The sequence below is a fragment of the Mesorhizobium sp. ORM8.1 genome (assembly GCF_053005525.2).
This window is the reverse complement of sequence record NZ_CM132600.1, coordinates 4,625,363-4,641,166: the sequence shown is the minus strand read 5'-3', so window position 1 is coordinate 4,641,166 and position 15,804 is coordinate 4,625,363. Positions and strand designations below refer to the sequence as shown.

Here is a 15,804-nt window from a genome sequence, read left to right as displayed (position 1 = left end):
GGCCGATGACATCGGCGGCCAAGCGCCCTATGTCTGCGGCGAGCAGAGGAGCAACGCCGTGTCCGTCGAAATCGAGCAATTCATGTGCCGCACCGACAATTTCGGCGTGCTGGTGCACGACCCCAAAAGCGGTCAGACGGCAATCATCGACGCGCCGGAAGAAGCGCCGATCCTGGCCGCCATCAAGCGCACCGGCTGGACGCCGACGATGATCCTGACCACGCATCACCATGCCGACCATGTCGAAGCCAATCTGGCGCTGAAGGAACGCTTCAAGCTGCGCATCATCGGACCGGAGGCCGAGAAAGCAAAGATTCCCGGCATCGACGAGACCGTCGGCCAAGGTTCGGTCGTGCGCCTTGGCGACGAGAAGATCGAGGTCATCGAAACCCCCGGCCACACCGCCGGCCATGTTTCCTATCACCTACCGGCCTCGAAAGTGGCCTTCACCGCCGACACGCTGTTTGCGCTGGGCTGCGGCCGGCTGTTCGAATGCAAACCGCCGGTGATGTACGATTCCTTGAAGAAACTGGCGGCACTTCCGGCCGAGACCGTCATTTATTGCGGCCACGAATACACTTTGGCCAATGCCCGTTTCGCGGTGACGGTCGACCCGGGCAACCCGCTGCTGAAGCAACGTCTGGCGAAAATCGAAGCGCTGCGCGCCGACAACAAGCCGACTTTGCCGACGACCATCGGCGAGGAACTGTCGACCAATCCGTTCCTGCGCTGGCACGACCCGGCGATCCGCAAGCATCTCGGCCTTGAGAAAGCCTCCGACGCCGAGGTGTTCGCCGAGATCCGCAAGCGCAAAGATAATTTTTAATGCCTGTCGCCCAAAAGTGCGTAGCGGTCTTGGGATAACGACATGCATCCAGGCAAAGGCTTTGCATGAGCACCAGCGCCGCCGAAATCATTGCCACGCTCGACCTTCAGCCGCATCCCGAGGGCGGCTGGTATGCCGAGACGTTTCGTGACGCTGCCGCGGGCGGGCGAGGCCATTCGACCGCGATCTACTTCCTGCTCGAGCAGGGCCAGCTTTCGGCCTGGCACCGGGTGAAGGACGCGGCCGAGGTCTGGCACTTCTATGCCGGCGCGCCGCTGGCGCTGTCGATGCATGAGGAAGGCTCGGACAATGTCATCGAGCAGGTGCTGGGTGCAGCACTTGCCACGGGCGAGCGGCCGCAGATTGTCGTGCCGGCCGGCTGGTGGCAGTCGGCGCGCAGCCTCGGCGAATGGACCCTGGTCGGCTGCACGGTGGCGCCGGGCTTCGATTTTGCGGCCTTCGAGATGGCGGCGCCCGGCTGGCAGCCGACCACGATTTAAGCCAACAAGAACCCCAAGGTAATGGCCATCTGGGCGGCGTAATAAAGTACCCAGACCGCGTAGCGCATCCACACCCGATGCGGCGAGATCGCCGCGAGCAGGAAGCGTTCGGCCGCCAGTAACCCATCCGACGCCATGAACAGCACCGCGCCGGCGATGATCCAGACCTTGTCCATTGTGAGCGCGGACATGCCCATGGCCAGGATAGCCGCGACATAAACGGCGATCGGAATGCGCAGTGGCGGGCCGACGCGGCGCCAGAGCGCGGCAAGCATGACAATGCCGAATGCCGCCATGGCGAGCGCGATCGCGCCCCGCCAGGATTCGGCGCTCAACAGGCCAAGCCCGCCGCCTGCCTGCAGGAAGAGCGCGATATAGACGATATGCGCGGCAAGAAAACTCGCCAGCCCGCCGAGGAAGGCCTTCTCACCGTCGCGCGACAGGAAGGCGTCGCCGACGGCGCTCAAGCCCAGCGCCACGACCAGCAGCAGCGGGCCACCCTGCATCGCGGCAAGCACCGCCAGCATTGCGACAGCCAAAGTCTTTGCCGCCATGCGCGACAGCTTCGGCGGCATGTCGAGGGCAAAGGCGTAGATCACCGCCGCGGCAAACGAAAACAGCAGCGTCGCGTTGGCATTGGCTTCGATGCCGCCTGGAAACGGCATCATGCGCTGGCCTCGCCGGTTGTCGGCTTGCGCATCAGCAGCGATTTTGCCGCGAGCGCCGCGCCGCCGGTGATCAGCACGCAGGCGGCAAGGATGCGCAGCGACGGTTCGGCGACACCCGCCGCGATCAGCACCAGCGTCGACAGGAGCGGCGCGGCATAACTCGCGGCGCCCAGCACCTGGATGTTGCCGCGCTTGACGCCGATATCCCAGGCATAGAAGGCCGCGCCCACCGGCATCAGGCCAAGCCCGACGACGGCCAGCCATTGTCCGGGGCCATCGGGCAGCACCGTCTTCTCAAGCAGAAGATGGCAGGCCAGAGAAAGCATGGACGTCGCGGCGCAGAACCAGGTGACGATCGAGGTCGGCACGGAAGGAAAGCGTCGCGACAGCAGCGAATAGGACGACCAGAGCAGCGCGCAGACGGCGGCCATGGCATAGCCGAAGGCATAGCGGGCATCGAAGGCAAGCCCGCCACCCTTGGTAACGATCAGGAAGGTGCCGGCGAGGCCGAGCAGCGCGCCGACGACATGATTCCAGGCGAGCCGCTCGCCCGGCATCAGCGCCGAGCCGAGCACGATCAGCAGCGGCCAGAGATAGGCGATCAGGCTCGCCTCGACCGCCGGTGCGTTGCGCAGCGCCGTGAAGTAGAAGAAATGGTAGCCGAACAGGCCGGCAATGCCGATTACCCAGACCTGTGGCGGGATCTTCTGGCTCCTGTCGGGGGCCGGCATGACCAGTCGGGCAGCGAGCCCGACACAGGTGCCGATGGCGAAAGTGATGGCCGACAACAGGAATGGCGGTACCTGCCCGGAAGCACTGGTGAGCAGCGCCAGCAACGCCCACATGGCGACCGCCGAAAACCCGATCAATGTCGCGCGCCCCATGCATTCCCCCGGCGGCGCGCCGCGGCGCCTTTAGCAATTCGAGGAAAAGTGCCTCGCGGTTGGGCTCGGCGACTTCGCCGTAGCCTTCCGTCCGGAATTGCGTAAACCAAATCAATTCACTGCTTCGAACCGTCCCGCGCTGATGGTCAGCGGACCGATCTGGGTCCCGACCGTGGCGTGGATCGGCGCATATACGCCGGATTGGCCGAGCGGCGCAAACGTCACCAGCATGCGGCTCTTGTTCTTCAGGTATTCCAACGCCTTGCGGCCCTTGCGATAGCCCGCCACCGGCTCGAAACCCATCTTGCAGGTTACTGTATCGCCCTTATAGCCCTTTACCGAAATCGAGCCTTTCGAGACATAGGTGAGCGTCAGATCGGCGCGCATCTCGCCATCATAGAATTTCACGGTCCGCCCGCAGACCTTGTCGAGGCTGTCGGCGTGAATCACGGTCGCGGCCATCGGGTCGACCACCGACTTCAGGTCGCCGTCGCCGACCGGAACCCAGGTCTTGGGGTTGCGGCTGCCCGGCGCTGGGATGACCTGGGTCGAGGTGACCGTGCCACCGGCGAAGCGGATGTCGACGACCGAGGCCTTCTTGCCGGAATTGTAATCGGCCCGGAATGCCTGTGGCTGCATCTGCTTGCCGGAAATGTTGCCTTTGGACGAAATCGTGCCTTTCGTATCGTCGAACAGCTTGCCGAGGCCGGCGGCCGAGACGGTGCCGTTGATGGCATAGCTGTCGCCTTCATAGCGGCTCGAAAAAGTCGCCCTGGCGATCGAAAGACCGAGATAAGACACCGTGTATTCGCCCTTGAAGGACTGCGGCGCCGCGGCGGCGAAGCTTGTTGCCGGCGCGGCTACGGCAAGCAGCACGGCAAATGGCAGCGCGGCAAGTGGCAGCGCGGCAAGTGCATGAGATGTACGGAGCATGGCGGCTGGCGAATCCTGGCGGTTCGGCCGGAAACACAACGGTTCCAGCCTGGCATATCCCTTCGCAAAGGGCTTATAGGGTTAAATCCGGCCTTTATATGGAGCAGGCATGTCAGCCGGCCACCCGCCGGAGCTTGACGCAGTGGTGAAATGCCACTATGGAACGCCAACTTTTCCAAAGGCCGCCTGACCGAGACCGCGCGCCGCCTGGCGCGGGCTGAATGGTTTGGCAGGCTTAGAACTGAAGGTTAGACCAAATGTCCCGCACTTGCGAACTCACTGCCAAGGCAGTCCAGACCGGCAACAATGTGAGCCACGCCAACAACAAGACCAAGCGTCGCTTCCTGCCGAACCTGGTCAATGTAACGCTGATTTCCGAAGCGCTGAACCAGAACGTCCGCCTGCGCATTTCGGCCAACGCGCTGCGTTCGGTAGAACATCGCGGCGGCCTCGACGCTTTCCTGGCCAAGGCTGACGCCAAGGAGCTGTCACAGCGCGCCCGTCTGCTCAAGAAGCAGATCGCCAAGAAGCTCGCCGAGCAGCCGGCCGCTTAAAGACCTTTCAGGCGGGGGACGACCGCCTGAGCACCGGACCGCAGCCCGCAGTACGGGTTTGAAATCCGGTGTTCGAACGCAAGCGAGCGGCAACGCTCAGCTGGTTCCATTACCCAGGATAAAAAAATGAATTTCCTTTCGCGATATCTGCCTTTCGTGGCCGCCATGGCGCTTGTCGTCGTGGCCTCCAACATCCTTGTCCAGTTCCCGATGCAGGGCCAGGTCGGTGGCCTGGCGCTGGCTGATGTGCTCACCTGGGGCGCCTTCACCTATCCCTTCTCCTTCCTGGTCACCGACCTTGCCAACCGTCGCTACGGCCCGGCCGTTGCGCGCAAGGTGGTGTTCGTCGGCTTCATGACCGCGGTGATCTGCTCCATCCTGGTCCCGCCCTTCCTGTTCCGCCACGGGCTGATCGAGTTCGAGACCGCCGCCGACCGGCTGGTGCGCATCGCCGCCGCTTCCGGCGCGGCTTTCCTGACCGCCCAACTGCTTGACGTCACCGTCTTCAACCGGTTGCGCCGGCAGAGCTGGTGGCGCGCGCCGATCGTCGGCACGCTGGTCGGCTCGGTCTTCGACACGATCGTCTTCTTCGGCGTCGCCTTTTCCGCCGCTTTCGCCTTTGTCGGCCCGAACGACAGCTTCGCGCTGGAAACCGCGCCGCTGATGGGCGTGCTGCCGGTCGAGACGATGCGCTGGGTGTCCTGGGCGCTCGGCGACCTGTCGGTCAAGCTGATCATCGCCGTGGTGGCGCTGATCCCCTACCGGCTGCTTGCCGCCCGCTGGAGCCACCCGGCCGCAGTCGTCACGCCTTGATCCCCTGGGTCCAGCTTGATTCGGCCCGCACGCCGGACGGCGCGCAGGAACTTCGCCTGAAGCGGCGCGGTGCCGAATTCTCGATCATGCTGGGCACTAATGAGCTGATGAACAGCCGTCTCAGCGGCTCCGAAGAGGCGCTGGCCACCCTTTCCAGCGAGCGGCTCGCCGGCCGCAGGCGCCCGAGGATCCTCATCGGCGGGCTCGGCATGGGCTTCACCTTGCGCGCCGCTCTCGCCGCATTCGGCGCCGATGCCGCCATCACAATTGCCGAACTTGTCCCTGAGGTTGTCGCCTGGGCGCGCGGCCCGATGGCAGAGATCTTCGACGGCTGCCTCGACGATCCCCGCGTCACCGTTCGTGAGGCCGACGTCGGTCAACTGATAAAGGCGGAAAGCGCTGCCTGGGACGCTATCCTGCTTGACGTCGACAATGGCCCCGAAGGCATCGTCTACAAAGGCAATGACTCGCTCTATAGCGCGGCGGGCCTGGCAACCGCGCTCACCGCTTTGAAAGATGGCGGCGTGCTGGCGGTCTGGTCGCAGGGGCCGGATAGCGGTTTCACGCGGCGACTGAAGCAAGCGGGCTTCGCGGTCGAGGAGATCAACACGCGCGCCAACGGCAAGCGCGGCGCCCGCCACGTCATCTGGATCGCCACCGCCGCCGATAGGTTTTAGGCCGTCAAGGCCCCGTTATTACCCTTTCAAGGACAGCAGGAACGACTCTGTCGCGGTGTTGGCTTCCTCGGCATAGCGGGCGTCATAGCCCAGCCAGCCGTCGCCACCGGATGGAAGGTTGGGATTGGTGAAGGCATGCTTGGCGCCCGCATAGAGGGTCAAGGCGCAGTCGCAGCCCTTCGTCTCGAGCCAAGCCAGAACCTCCACAACCCGCGCCACATCAGCAACCACGTCACGCGCTCCATGATGAAACCTGATGGGCGTCGCGATGGCGGCATAGTCGCCGCCCGGCTGGCCGAGCGCCCCGGACAGGATGACGGCTCCGTGAACCATCGGTGCGTCAGTGAGCATCTCCAGGACGCAGAAACCGCCGAGCGAGAAGCCGACGGCGGCAAGGAAAGGCGCCTGTGGGATGACCTCACGAAACGCGCGGACCCCTGCCTGCATGCGGCGCGACGCGATACGCGGATTGTCCCGCAGGAATTGGCTGGCTTGTGTCGCCTGGGCGTCGGAAGTGATGCGCACGCCCGCACCATAGACGTCCGCTACCATCACAGCGAAGCCGAGGCTTGCGAAGCGTCGCGCCTCGGCCAGCGGATAGTCGTAGATGCCATACCAGTCGGGAGCATAGATAAGGCCGCCGCGCACCGTGCCGTCGGGCATGACTATTCGGCCAGAAAAATCGATTTCACCGTCGCGATAGGCTAGGGGCTGGCCGGGGGTTGCCGACAGACCGGTCGCGGTCTCGGACATCAGGATGCTTCCGGAGGCCGCCAGGGCGGTTGTGAGCATGGTACGGCGATTCAGCATGCGGGCAATACTCCGGTTGACAGGTTGGCTTGCACCATATTTTGTTTCCAGGAAACGATATAGTGAGGCACAATGAACAACACTGTAGCCAAGATGGAAACGATATCGCTTGCCGACTTGGCCCTGTTTCTCGAGGTCGCGCGCGAGTGCTCTCTGACCAGAGCTGCCTTGCAAGCGGGTACGACGAAGAGCGCTGTGTCGAAGGCTATCCGGCGGCTCGAACTGCGGCTGGGACGCGTCTTGCTCGAGCGCACCACTCGCCGTCTTATCGTCACACCTGCCGGTGAACTGCTACGCCAGCGCGGGCAGGCCCTGCTGGGCGATGTCGATGACCTAGCGCGAGCCCTGGAGGCTCAGGCTGACGGACTCGCGGGCCCCTTGTGCATTTGCGCGCCGCCCGAACTCGGCGCCTGGCTTTTGCAGACGTGTTTTGCACCGTTCCTGGAGTTGCATCCCCGTATCCGCCTGATTCTTCGTCTCGACTATGCCTATCAGGATCTGTTCGATCCTCACCTCGATCTTGCGTTCCGAGTCGGGGCAGTCGTAGACGACGCCATGGTTGCGCGCCGTATCGGCCAATTCCGGCGGGTGCTCGTCGCGAACCGAGCCATCGCCGATAGCCTTGCCGGCAAGGACCTGACAACCGTGGCCAGCGCTTTGCCCATGCTGGCCTTCGGTGATGGCGAAAGTGAGCTTACCCTGTCGCGCGAGGCCGAAATCGCCACAGTCACGGTTCGCTCGGACCGGTTCAGCGCCAACACTTATCCTGCCTTGCTCGAAGCAGCCGCGCAGGGCCTGGGTATCGCCGTCCTGCCCGATTTCTTCGTGCGCCGGCATGTCGAATCCGGTCACGTCGTGCGGCTTTTTGCCGATTGGCAGTCCACGGACATACCAATCTATGTCATCCATCGCCGGGCCAGCCGTCGATCGCGGCGAGCCGAAGCCTTGCTGTCCTTCATTGGACCGGAACTGGTGGGTCTATCGGAAGTGGCCCGCTCCACTGAAGTGACTCCGAATTGACTAAGTGAGTCCTGCCATTCTCTGCCCGTTTGTGGGGGATGAGGAACGATTCAATCGACCGGAGGCCGACGCTTTACGCTTTGTTACGGCCGATGGTGCAGGATCGCGAAAAGTCTCCAGGGCACCGCTACCGACATGACCGCGCAAGGCACCGGTTGGAAAAATGATCTCCTGCTTGCGTTCTGCGCTACGCTGGTGGTGCTGACGGTCAACGCGGTCTCCGGCTTCCCGACGCTTGCCGATTATGGCGGGGACAATGACAGCATGGTGCGGCTGGTCGAGGTCCGCGACCTGCTCGCCGGTCAGAGCTGGTTCGATCTCCATCAGTATCGGATGGGCGTGTCGGGCGGCTTCCTTATGCACTGGTCGCGGCTGGTCGATGCGCCGATCGCACTGATAATCATGGCCTCCGAGGCACTGGGCGCCGGCGTCGAAACCGCCGAACGGGCAGCCCGCATCATTTGGCCGACCTTGCTCTACGGGCTGACCATATTTGTCATCATGCGCGCCTCGCGGCGCTTTGCCGGCGCGAATGTGGCGATGCCCTCGGTCGTCCTGTCGACGGCGGCGCTTTTCTTCCTCGTCATCTTCAGCCCGGGCGTGATCGACCATCACAATGTACAGCTGCTTTTGACGGCGGCGAGCCTCTGTCTCTTGATGGTGTCGCCATCCTGGCGGCCTGCGGCGGTCCTCTCCGGTATCTGCTCGGGCCTGACGCTTGCCGTCGGCATGGAGACCGCTCCCTATGTGGCGATGCTCGGCGCCTGCGCCGCCGTGCTTTTCATCGTCGATGAAAAGGAGCGGCCAACAGCACGGGGCTTCGGTCTCGGATTTGCGGGCATCGCATCGATCGTCTTCGTCGCGACCATCCGGCCGGCCGACTGGGGCGTGGCCCAGTGCGATGCATTCTCGTCATTCCAGTTCGCGGTCGCCGCGCTGTCTGGCTTCGGCCTTGCGGCGATCGCCGGCCTATCTGTTGCATCGACGGCCCGGGCGCGGCTGATTTTAATGTTGGCGCTGGCAGCAATGGTCGCGGCCGTTGTTCTGGTGCTGTTCCCGCAATGTCTGGCTTCGCCTTATGCCGGCATCGATCAGCGAGTGATGGACGACATCGTGGAAGCGCAGCCTTTTTGGCGCGTCGCCGTAACGCAGCCGAAGCTGATGGCGGCGCGCTATGTGACACCCTTCATCGCGATTGTGCTGATCGGCCTTCAGCTCCGAAGCCGTCGCTTGCGCCGTGAGGAAGCGCTGACCGCTGTTCTGCTGGTCACCGCCTTTATCGTCAGCCTCTGGCAGGTGCGCGGTTCGACCTTCTCCATAGCTTTCGCGGTGCTGCCGCTCTCGGCGTGGATCGCGAAAATCCGCCTGCAGGCCAGCGCCGCGCCGTCGTGGCGTATCTCCAGCCGTATCGTCGCGGCGTGGTTGGTCTCGCTCAACGCGACGTGGGCCGGTGTTGCGGTCGCGGCGCAATCCGTGGTCCAGAAAGCGCCGCAGCAGCGGGCCAATTCCGATGCCGATCATGCCGTGACCTGCGGCAAGGCCGGCGACTTCGCCGATATTGCCGCCATGCCGGCAACCACAGTGCTTGCCTCGTCCAATCTTGGCTCGGGAATATTGCTATTCACCAGCCACCGGCCGCTGGCTGGCCCTTACCATCGAAACGTCGGGGGCAATATCGCCATGCTCGATGCGTTCCTGGGAACACCGGACACCGCCCACAGCATAATCGGCCGCGAACGGGTCGGCTTGATCGCGATCTGTCGCGGCGACACGGAAGAAATGACTTATGCCAAGGAGGCACCTGGGGGATTGGCCGCGCAATTGCTGCAAGGCAACGTACCGGACTGGCTGGAATTGGACAGCTCGACCGCCGGGAAGCCTATCGAGATCTACAGGGTCCGCTAACGGCACTCAATCCTGGTGCAGGATGAACTCCAGATAGAGGTTGCGCTGCAGGATCGACTTGTTGTCGTCGGACACCAGCGACACCATCAGCGCGCCGTCGTCGCGGGTCCAGACGTCGAGCCCTTCCATATTGTCGATCTGGTAGCCCATGTCGGCTTCCATCAGCACCGGTCCGTCGGCGACCGTGCCTTTCGCGACGCTCTCGCCATAGATGCGCCTAAGCCGCATCTTCACCCCGCCTGCCATCGAGAAGCTGCGCTCCAGAAGCAAGAGGTCGCCATCCGGCAGGAAGGCGCCATCGGTGATGTCGAAATCGCCGTTGCGCTTGACGGTGAAGACGCCCTTATGCGGCCCCTCGATGATGGCGGCATAGACGTTGCCTGATTTGTCGAGGCTCCTCTCCGACACAACGACCAGGCCGCCCGCGTGCTGTCCGTAAGCATTGGCGTGGGTGACCGTCTCGAAGCCACGGTTCTGGCGCAGCTCGCGCGCTGGGACCAGGAAATCGAGTTGCTTGAACGGCGCCTTCATATTGGCGGGATCGATCTTGAACTGGGCGATGCGGTGGTTACGCTCGAAGCCGACCGTGGCGATGCCGTCCTTGATCGCGAGCCCTTCGGCATCGACTTCCCATTTCCGGTCGATCGGCCGTCCAGAGGCGTCGACCATCTGCTGGATGCGGAAATTCGTGATGCCTGATGGGCGCTTGTCGGCATCATGCGCGACGGTGCCGAAGAACCAGAAGCCGGTGTCGGCGACGCCGATGAAATCGCCGCCGGGTTTCACGAAGCGAAAGGCAGACAACGCGCCGAAATCACGCTCCGTCGAGGTCATCTCCAGCCCGCCGACGAATTCGAGCGGCCCGAACCGCGCTTCGTCATGGCCGATATGGAATTGGCTGATCGGCCGCGCTGAAATCTCGGCCGTCCGTACAAGCGCGCGCTGGGCGGCAACCGCTGGCAAAGCGCCCACACAGGCCAGCACGCAGGCGAAAAGCGTCCGCCGCGCCCGCCCGCCGGAAAAGATCATCCGGCGCGCCGCATGCCGCCGCCGCGGCGTGTGTCGCGCGCAGTCTCTTCGCCGAACAGCGAGGCCAGTTGCTCGGTCATCGCGCCTGCCAATTCCTCGGCGTCGACGATGGTGACGGCGCGGCGATAGTAGCGCGTGACGTCGTGGCCGATGCCGATGGCCAGAAGCTCGACCGGCGAGCGCGTCTCGATCAGTTCGATAACGCCGCGCAGGTGCCGCTCCAGATAGTTGCCCGGATTGACCGAGAGCGTGGAATCGTCGACCGGCGCGCCGTCCGAGATCATCATCAGGATCTTGCGCTGCTCGGGCCGGCCGATCAGCCGGTTATGCGCCCACAGCAGCGCCTCGCCGTCGATGTTTTCCTTGAGCAGGCCTTCGCGCATCATCAGGCCGAGATTGCGCCGCGCGCGCCGCCAAGGATGGTCGGCCGATTTGTAGATGATGTGGCGCAGATCGTTGAGGCGGCCCGGATTCGGCGGCTTGCCGTCCTTCAGCCACTTCTCGCGCGCTTGTCCGCCCTTCCAGGCGCGGGTGGTGAAGCCGAGGATCTCGACCGAAACACCGCAGCGCTCCAGCGTGCGCGCCAATATGTCGGCGCAGGTGGCGGCGACCGTGATCGGCCGGCCGCGCATCGAGCCCGAATTGTCGAGCACCAGCGACACCACCGTGTCGCGGAACTTGGTGTCGCGTTCCTGCTTGAAGGACAATGGCTGCATCGGATCGATGACCACGCGCACCAGGCGCGCCGGATCGAGATAGCCTTCCTCCAGGTCGAAATCCCACGAACGGTTCTGCTGCGCCATCAGCCGGCGTTGCAGCCGGTTGGCGAGCCGCCCGACGACACCCGACAGGTTGGCGAGCTGCTTGTCGAGGAAGGCGCGCAGACGGTCGAGCTCTTCTTCCTCGCAAAGGTCCTCGGCGCCGACCGTCTCGTCGAAGGCGGTGGTGAAGACCTTGTAGTCGATCTCTTTGGGCAGGTTGAGGAACGGGTTGTCGTTGCGCTTGGCCTCGCCCGGCGTCTCGGCGTCGGCATCGTCCTCGTCGGAAAGATCGTCGGAGGTGGCGTCGGTCGCTTCGGTCTCGGCGGACTCTTCCTCATCGGCGGAGGCTTCGGCATCCTCGGACTGCGACTGTTCGGAGCCGGAATCGTCCTCGCCGCCCTCCTCGCTCTGGTCCTCGCTTTGCTGCTCGTTTTCTTCGTTGTCTTCGGAGTCCTCGCTCTCCTGGTCGTCGCCCAGCTCCTCGGCCATTTCCATGGAGACGAGCATCTCGCGCACGACGCGCGCGAAAGCCTGCTGGTCGTCGAGCTTGGCCGACAGGCCGGCCAGATCGTCGCTGGCCTTTTCCTCGACCCACGGGCGCCACAGATCGACCAGCCGCTCGCCGCTTCTCGGCACGGGGCGTCCGGTGAGCTTCTCGCGCACCATCAGCGCGATCGCCTCTTCGAGCGGTGCGTCGGCCTTGTCCTTGACGTCGACGAGGTTCGCCTTGGCGTATTTGTCCTCGAGCATCGAGCCGATGTTGTCGGCGACGCCCTGCATGGCGCGGCTGCCGATCGCCTCGACCCGCGCCTGCTCGACCGCGTCATAGACGGCCCGGGCAAGCTTGCCTTCCGGTGCCAGCTTCGTGTGGATGCGCTGGTCGTGACAGGCGCGCTTCAGCGCCATGGAATCGCCAATGCCGCGGGTGATGGCGATGTCGTTGCGCGAAGCCTTCTTCGGCAGTTCAGGCAGCCGGGCGCGGTTTCCCGCCAGCGCCGGCCGGTCCTTGGCAAAGCCGACTTCGAGGTCCTTGTCGCCGGCGACGGCTCGCATGCAAACGGTCACGGCGCGCTTGAAGCTGTCCGCTTCAGACCCGTTCTTCGGCTTGTTGCGCGTGTTGTCGCCCGGACCCGCCATCAATCATTCCCTGCGCGTTCATGCGAAAGGCTGGATGGCCTTTCAGCTGCGCGCTTAGCCCAGCACAACGTTGGCTGCACTCTCCGGCAATTCCTCGCCGAAGGCGCGCTGGTAGAATTCGGCGACCACCGACCGCTCCAGCTCGTCGCACTTGTTGAGGAAGGTCAGCCGGAACGCCATGCCGATATCACCGAAGATTTCGGCGTTTTCGGCCCAGGTGATCACCGTACGCGGGCTCATCACCGTCGACAGGTCGCCATTGATGAAGGCCGAGCGCGTCATGTCGGCGACGCGCACCATCTTGTTGACGATGTCCTTGCCCTTGTTGTCGCGATAGTGCTTGGCCTTGGCCAGCACGATGTTCACTTCATTGTCGTGCGGCAGGTAGTTGAGCGTGGTGACGATCGACCAGCGGTCCATCTGCGCCTGGTTGATCTGCTGCGTGCCGTGATAGAGGCCGGTGGTGTCGCCGAGACCAACCGTGTTGGCGGTGGCAAACAGCCGGAAGGCCGGATGCGGACGGATGACGCGGCTCTGGTCGAGCAGCGTCAGGCGGCCCGACGATTCCAGCACGCGCTGGATGACGAACATCACGTCCGGACGGCCGGCATCATATTCGTCGAAGCAGAGCGCGACATTGTGCTGGTAGGCCCAGGGCAGGATGCCGTCGCGGAATTCGGTGATCTGCAGCCCGTCCTTGACGACGATCGCGTCCTTGCCGACGAGGTCGATACGGCTGACGTGGCTGTCGAGGTTGACGCGCACGCAAGGCCAGTTGAGGCGCGCCGCGACCTGCTCGATATGGGTCGACTTGCCCGTGCCGTGATAGCCCGAGACCATGACGCGGCGGTTGTAGGCAAAGCCGGCGAGGATCGCCAGCGTCGTCGCCTTGTCGAACAGATAGTCCGGATCGATGTCCGGCACATGCTCGGTCGCCACCGAATAGGCGGGAACCACCATCTTGGAGTCGAAGCCGAATTTCTCCCTCACCGACGCCGTCGTGTCGGGCAGGTTGGCGATGTCGCGATCGACCTTGTTCATCTCTATCAACGTCTCCACGGGCGAAACGCCGCGTTTCGCCGGCAATCGATTTTGTTCGGGGGCGGTCTTAGAGCCTTTTCCAACCTTATGAAAGTTGGAAAACGACACGGACCGAAAGGTCGCTCAGCACAATCCTGCCTGCTTGAGCACGCGATAGGCCTGCAGCACATCGCGGAACCGGTCTTCCGAACCTCTATCGCCGCCATTCGCATCCGGATGGTGGCGTTTTACGAGTTCCTTATAGCGCGCCTTGATGTCCTGACCAGTCGCCTTTGTATCAAGGCCAAGCGTTTCCAGCGCCTTGGCCTCAAGCGGCTTGGCCTTGCGTTCGCGAGGTTCCCGGGCTCCGCCGGTGAACAGATTGAAGGGATCGCGCATGCGATTGTAATAGCCGGCGCGGCCCGAGCGCTGCTGCGCGAAATCCGGCGCCGAGCGCATGCCGGCGCCATTTGCGCCCATGCCGCCGCCATTGGCGCCCATGCGCCATGTCGGCCGGTGACCGGTCATCGCCTCTTTCTGGAAGCGGGCGATCTCGGTGTCCGACACGCCGGAGAAGTAATTGAAACCTTTGTTGTATTCGCGCACATGGTCGAAGCAGAAGTGGAAATACTCACCCTCCTTCAGACGGCCCACCGGCGCGCGATGCGTGCCGGCCTCGTTGCAGCCATCCCACTGGCAGATCGGCGAGCGCGACTTCAGCTCGGCGTCCTTCTCCGGCCGAACCCGAATTTTCTCGAAATATTTGGGATACGCTTTCATCTCACCCATTTATGGGCTGTTCGCACGTGCGAAACAAGAATTGACATTTCGCCGATGATCGCCCTAACCGCTGAATCGCGGCTTAAAGGCGGTCGAAAACATAGATTTTGCGGATGTGCCGTCAATAATTTGCGGCTAAGCCGTCATGTGGGGAGGGAAAGCCCGGATGTCCATACAGTCGACGATGGAAGAGAAGCTGAGGGCTGCGTTTTCGCCCGAGCGGCTCGTCATCATCAATGAGAGCCATCTTCACGCCGGCCATCATCACCACGGCTCGGACCATCACGGCGCCTATGACGGCACCGGCGAGACGCATTTTCGCGTCCGTGTCGTCTCCGCCGCCTTTGCCGGCATGACCCGCATCGACCGCCACCGCGCCGTCAACGAGTTGCTTGCCGACGAGCTGAAAGCCGGCGTGCACGCGCTGGCGATCGAGCCGGCGGCACCGGGCGAAAAGACGCGCTGGTAGTCAGGCCACCGTCGCCTTGAGAAAGGTCATTACGGCGGCGGTAAGCGCGTCGCCGTCTTCGCCGAAGTCACGGTTGATCGACATATGTGTAGGCGCTGCCGTCGAACAGCGTGACCTTGGTACCGGTGGCGCGCAAGCGTTCGGCGAAGGCTTTCGACTCCTCGCCACGGCCCGAGGCGCGCGAATAGGCGATGAAGGTCGGCGGATGCTTCCTGCCATCGACATAGCTGGCCGGCGACAACGCCGCCCACTGCGATGGGTCGGAAAAGACGCGGGCATAGGCCCGCACCATGCCGCCATTCTTCGAGAGCGCGGCAAGGTCATAGGCCCTGGTGTCGTCGAGGATCAGTGCTGCGACGCTAGGCAATCCGCCGCGCATACCGGTCAACGCGATCAGATGGCAGCCGGCCGAATGGCCCATGCCGACAATGCGATTGGGATCGCCGCCACGCTGGGCGATGTTGGCGCGCACATAGGCATAGGCTTTCTCGACATCGCTGGCCTGGGTGGCGACATCGGCTTCCGGCAGCATGCGATAGTCGATCGAGACGAACACGAAGCCATTGGCAAGCAGAAAGGCGGGTTTGGCTCCCACCTGGCTCCGCTTGCCGAGCCGCCACGCGCCGCCATGGACGAAGAACACCACCGGCAGGTTTTTCGCGCCGTCGGGCGCGTAGATATCGAGCTTGGCCGGACCGTAGTCGAGGGTTTGCGGTGCTTGCTGCCCCGGACGCCCGGCGGCTGACGCACCTGCCGGCAACAGCGCCGCCAGGGATGCCATGATGAAGCCGCGTCGATCGATCATCGTCACCTCCGGTCAGGGTGCGGCGGCGCGCGGACGCTCGCCATGCACTTCAGTTAAGGATCAATGCTTCGGTAAGGTCAATAATGACAACTTATCGGTGCGAAACCGAATCCCGCCCTTGAAGCTTCGTCTGGAATCCACCACGTATTTTTGAGGCGAGCATTTTTCGGCCATGTCGGGTGTGCCCCAAGGTCGATGCTGGAAAGCATCGCG

The 15,804-nt window shown here is 63.6% G+C and carries 16 protein-coding genes and 1 pseudogene; 8 read left to right on the top strand and 9 right to left on the bottom strand.

Annotation, left to right across the window (positions count from 1 at the left end; all coding sequences use genetic code 11):
• The first annotated feature begins 58 nt into the window (after positions 1-58).
• Together gloB and ACVDG8_RS23360 are read left to right on the top strand one after the other, a co-directional pair.
• Positions 59-826 (top strand): hydroxyacylglutathione hydrolase, encoded by a 768-nt coding sequence (gene gloB, locus ACVDG8_RS23365; RefSeq protein WP_447256829.1) that lies wholly within the window; start codon positions 59-61, stop codon positions 824-826.
• Between the two features lie 65 nt (positions 827-891).
• Positions 892-1,326, top strand: a complete 435-nt coding sequence (locus ACVDG8_RS23360; RefSeq protein WP_447256828.1) for a cupin domain-containing protein — start codon at positions 892-894, stop codon at positions 1,324-1,326.
• Here the strand turns inward: ACVDG8_RS23360 and ACVDG8_RS23355 are convergent.
• From ACVDG8_RS23355 to ACVDG8_RS23345, 3 genes are all read right to left on the bottom strand, one after another.
• The gene (locus tag ACVDG8_RS23355) at positions 1,323-1,994 is read right to left on the bottom strand and encodes a lysoplasmalogenase (protein WP_447256827.1); all 672 of its coding nucleotides are present in this window, start codon (positions 1,992-1,994) and stop codon (positions 1,323-1,325) included. The genes ACVDG8_RS23360 and ACVDG8_RS23355 overlap by 4 nt on opposite strands.
• Complete coding sequence (gene yddG, locus ACVDG8_RS23350; protein ID WP_447256826.1) at positions 1,991-2,878, bottom strand: aromatic amino acid exporter YddG; 888 nt, start codon at positions 2,876-2,878, stop codon at positions 1,991-1,993. The genes ACVDG8_RS23355 and yddG overlap by 4 nt, the downstream gene beginning before the upstream one ends.
• Positions 2,879-2,989: 111 nt before the next feature.
• Positions 2,990-3,811 carry a DUF3108 domain-containing protein gene (locus ACVDG8_RS23345; protein WP_447256825.1) on the bottom strand — a complete coding sequence of 274 codons (822 nt, stop codon included), beginning with the start codon at positions 3,809-3,811 and terminating at the stop codon, positions 2,990-2,992.
• 257 nt (positions 3,812-4,068) lie between these two features.
• Between ACVDG8_RS23345 and rpmB the strand changes: the two genes are divergently transcribed.
• The 3 genes from rpmB (at position 4,069) to ACVDG8_RS23330 (ending at position 5,855) form a co-directional block, all read left to right on the top strand.
• A complete protein-coding gene (gene rpmB, locus ACVDG8_RS23340) occupies positions 4,069-4,365 on the top strand; it encodes a 50S ribosomal protein L28 (RefSeq protein WP_140784042.1) in 297 nt (98 codons plus the stop codon).
• A 126-nt stretch (positions 4,366-4,491) separates the two neighbouring features.
• Positions 4,492-5,178, top strand: a complete 687-nt coding sequence (locus ACVDG8_RS23335) for a queuosine precursor transporter (RefSeq protein WP_447256824.1) — start codon at positions 4,492-4,494, stop codon at positions 5,176-5,178.
• Positions 5,175-5,855, top strand: coding sequence for a hypothetical protein (locus ACVDG8_RS23330; protein ID WP_447256823.1), 681 nt, complete (start codon positions 5,175-5,177; stop codon positions 5,853-5,855). The genes ACVDG8_RS23335 and ACVDG8_RS23330 overlap by 4 nt, the downstream gene beginning before the upstream one ends.
• An 18-nt stretch (positions 5,856-5,873) precedes the next feature.
• On the opposite strand, the gene ACVDG8_RS23325 is transcribed toward ACVDG8_RS23330, so the two are convergent.
• Positions 5,874-6,665, bottom strand: coding sequence for a dienelactone hydrolase family protein (locus tag ACVDG8_RS23325; RefSeq protein ID WP_455707233.1), 792 nt, complete (start codon positions 6,663-6,665; stop codon positions 5,874-5,876).
• Between the two features lie 72 nt (positions 6,666-6,737).
• On the opposite strand from ACVDG8_RS23325, the gene ACVDG8_RS23320 reads away from it, so the two are divergent.
• Both ACVDG8_RS23320 and ACVDG8_RS23315 read left to right on the top strand, forming a co-directional pair.
• Entirely contained in the window at positions 6,738-7,685 is a 948-nt protein-coding gene (locus tag ACVDG8_RS23320; protein ID WP_447256821.1) for a LysR family transcriptional regulator, read from the top strand.
• A gap of 135 nt (positions 7,686-7,820) precedes the next feature.
• On the top strand, positions 7,821-9,590 hold the full coding sequence (locus ACVDG8_RS23315; RefSeq protein ID WP_447256820.1) for a GtrA family protein: 1,770 nt from the start codon (positions 7,821-7,823) through the stop codon (positions 9,588-9,590).
• 6 nt (positions 9,591-9,596) lie between these two features.
• Here ACVDG8_RS23315 and ACVDG8_RS23310 read toward each other — a convergent pair whose 3' ends face one another.
• From ACVDG8_RS23310 to ACVDG8_RS23295, 4 genes are all read right to left on the bottom strand, one after another.
• Entirely contained in the window at positions 9,597-10,619 is a 1,023-nt protein-coding gene (locus tag ACVDG8_RS23310; protein ID WP_447256819.1) for an esterase-like activity of phytase family protein, read from the bottom strand.
• Positions 10,616-12,517, bottom strand: a complete 1,902-nt coding sequence (gene cobT / locus ACVDG8_RS23305; protein WP_447256818.1) for a cobaltochelatase subunit CobT — start codon at positions 12,515-12,517, stop codon at positions 10,616-10,618. Before cobT ends, ACVDG8_RS23310 begins: the two co-directional genes overlap by 4 nt.
• Before the next feature lie 54 nt (positions 12,518-12,571).
• Complete coding sequence (gene cobS, locus ACVDG8_RS23300; protein ID WP_447256817.1) at positions 12,572-13,558, bottom strand: cobaltochelatase subunit CobS; 987 nt, start codon at positions 13,556-13,558, stop codon at positions 12,572-12,574.
• Between the two features lie 123 nt (positions 13,559-13,681).
• Positions 13,682-14,326 carry a J domain-containing protein gene (locus ACVDG8_RS23295; protein ID WP_455707232.1) on the bottom strand — a complete coding sequence of 215 codons (645 nt, stop codon included), beginning with the start codon at positions 14,324-14,326 and terminating at the stop codon, positions 13,682-13,684.
• Positions 14,327-14,483: 157 nt separating this feature from the next.
• Here ACVDG8_RS23295 and ACVDG8_RS23290 point away from each other — a divergent pair, with 157 nt between their 5' ends.
• Positions 14,484-14,786, top strand: coding sequence for a BolA family protein (locus ACVDG8_RS23290; RefSeq protein ID WP_447256815.1), 303 nt, complete (start codon positions 14,484-14,486; stop codon positions 14,784-14,786).
• Here the strand turns inward: ACVDG8_RS23290 and ACVDG8_RS23285 are convergent.
• A pseudogene (locus tag ACVDG8_RS23285) lies at positions 14,787-15,591 on the bottom strand (alpha/beta hydrolase). It abuts the gene before it with no gap.
• Positions 15,592-15,804 lie beyond the last annotated feature (213 nt).

Excerpts from the sequence above, each read along its gene's own strand:
- ACVDG8_RS23325 (WP_455707233.1), bottom strand. The coding sequence starts at position 6,665 with ATGCTGAATCGCCGTACCATGCTCACAACCGCCCTGGCGGCCTCCGGA.
- ACVDG8_RS23360 (WP_447256828.1), top strand. The coding sequence starts at position 892 with ATGAGCACCAGCGCCGCCGAAATCATTGCCACGCTCGACCTTCAGCCG.
- rpmB (WP_140784042.1), top strand. The coding sequence starts at position 4,069 with ATGTCCCGCACTTGCGAACTCACTGCCAAGGCAGTCCAGACCGGCAAC.
- yddG (WP_447256826.1), bottom strand. The coding sequence starts at position 2,878 with ATGGGGCGCGCGACATTGATCGGGTTTTCGGCGGTCGCCATGTGGGCG.
- ACVDG8_RS23295 (WP_455707232.1), bottom strand. The coding sequence starts at position 14,326 with ATGGGTGAGATGAAAGCGTATCCCAAATATTTCGAGAAAATTCGGGTT.
- ACVDG8_RS23320 (WP_447256821.1), top strand. The coding sequence starts at position 6,738 with ATGAACAACACTGTAGCCAAGATGGAAACGATATCGCTTGCCGACTTG.
- ACVDG8_RS23290 (WP_447256815.1), top strand. The coding sequence starts at position 14,484 with ATGTCCATACAGTCGACGATGGAAGAGAAGCTGAGGGCTGCGTTTTCG.
- ACVDG8_RS23335 (WP_447256824.1), top strand. The coding sequence starts at position 4,492 with ATGAATTTCCTTTCGCGATATCTGCCTTTCGTGGCCGCCATGGCGCTT.
- ACVDG8_RS23345 (WP_447256825.1), bottom strand. The coding sequence starts at position 3,811 with ATGCTCCGTACATCTCATGCACTTGCCGCGCTGCCACTTGCCGCGCTG.
- cobT (WP_447256818.1), bottom strand. The coding sequence starts at position 12,517 with ATGGCGGGTCCGGGCGACAACACGCGCAACAAGCCGAAGAACGGGTCT.
- ACVDG8_RS23355 (WP_447256827.1), bottom strand. The coding sequence starts at position 1,994 with ATGATGCCGTTTCCAGGCGGCATCGAAGCCAATGCCAACGCGACGCTG.
- ACVDG8_RS23310 (WP_447256819.1), bottom strand. The coding sequence starts at position 10,619 with ATGATCTTTTCCGGCGGGCGGGCGCGGCGGACGCTTTTCGCCTGCGTG.
- cobS (WP_447256817.1), bottom strand. The coding sequence starts at position 13,558 with ATGAACAAGGTCGATCGCGACATCGCCAACCTGCCCGACACGACGGCG.
- ACVDG8_RS23315 (WP_447256820.1), top strand. The coding sequence starts at position 7,821 with ATGACCGCGCAAGGCACCGGTTGGAAAAATGATCTCCTGCTTGCGTTC.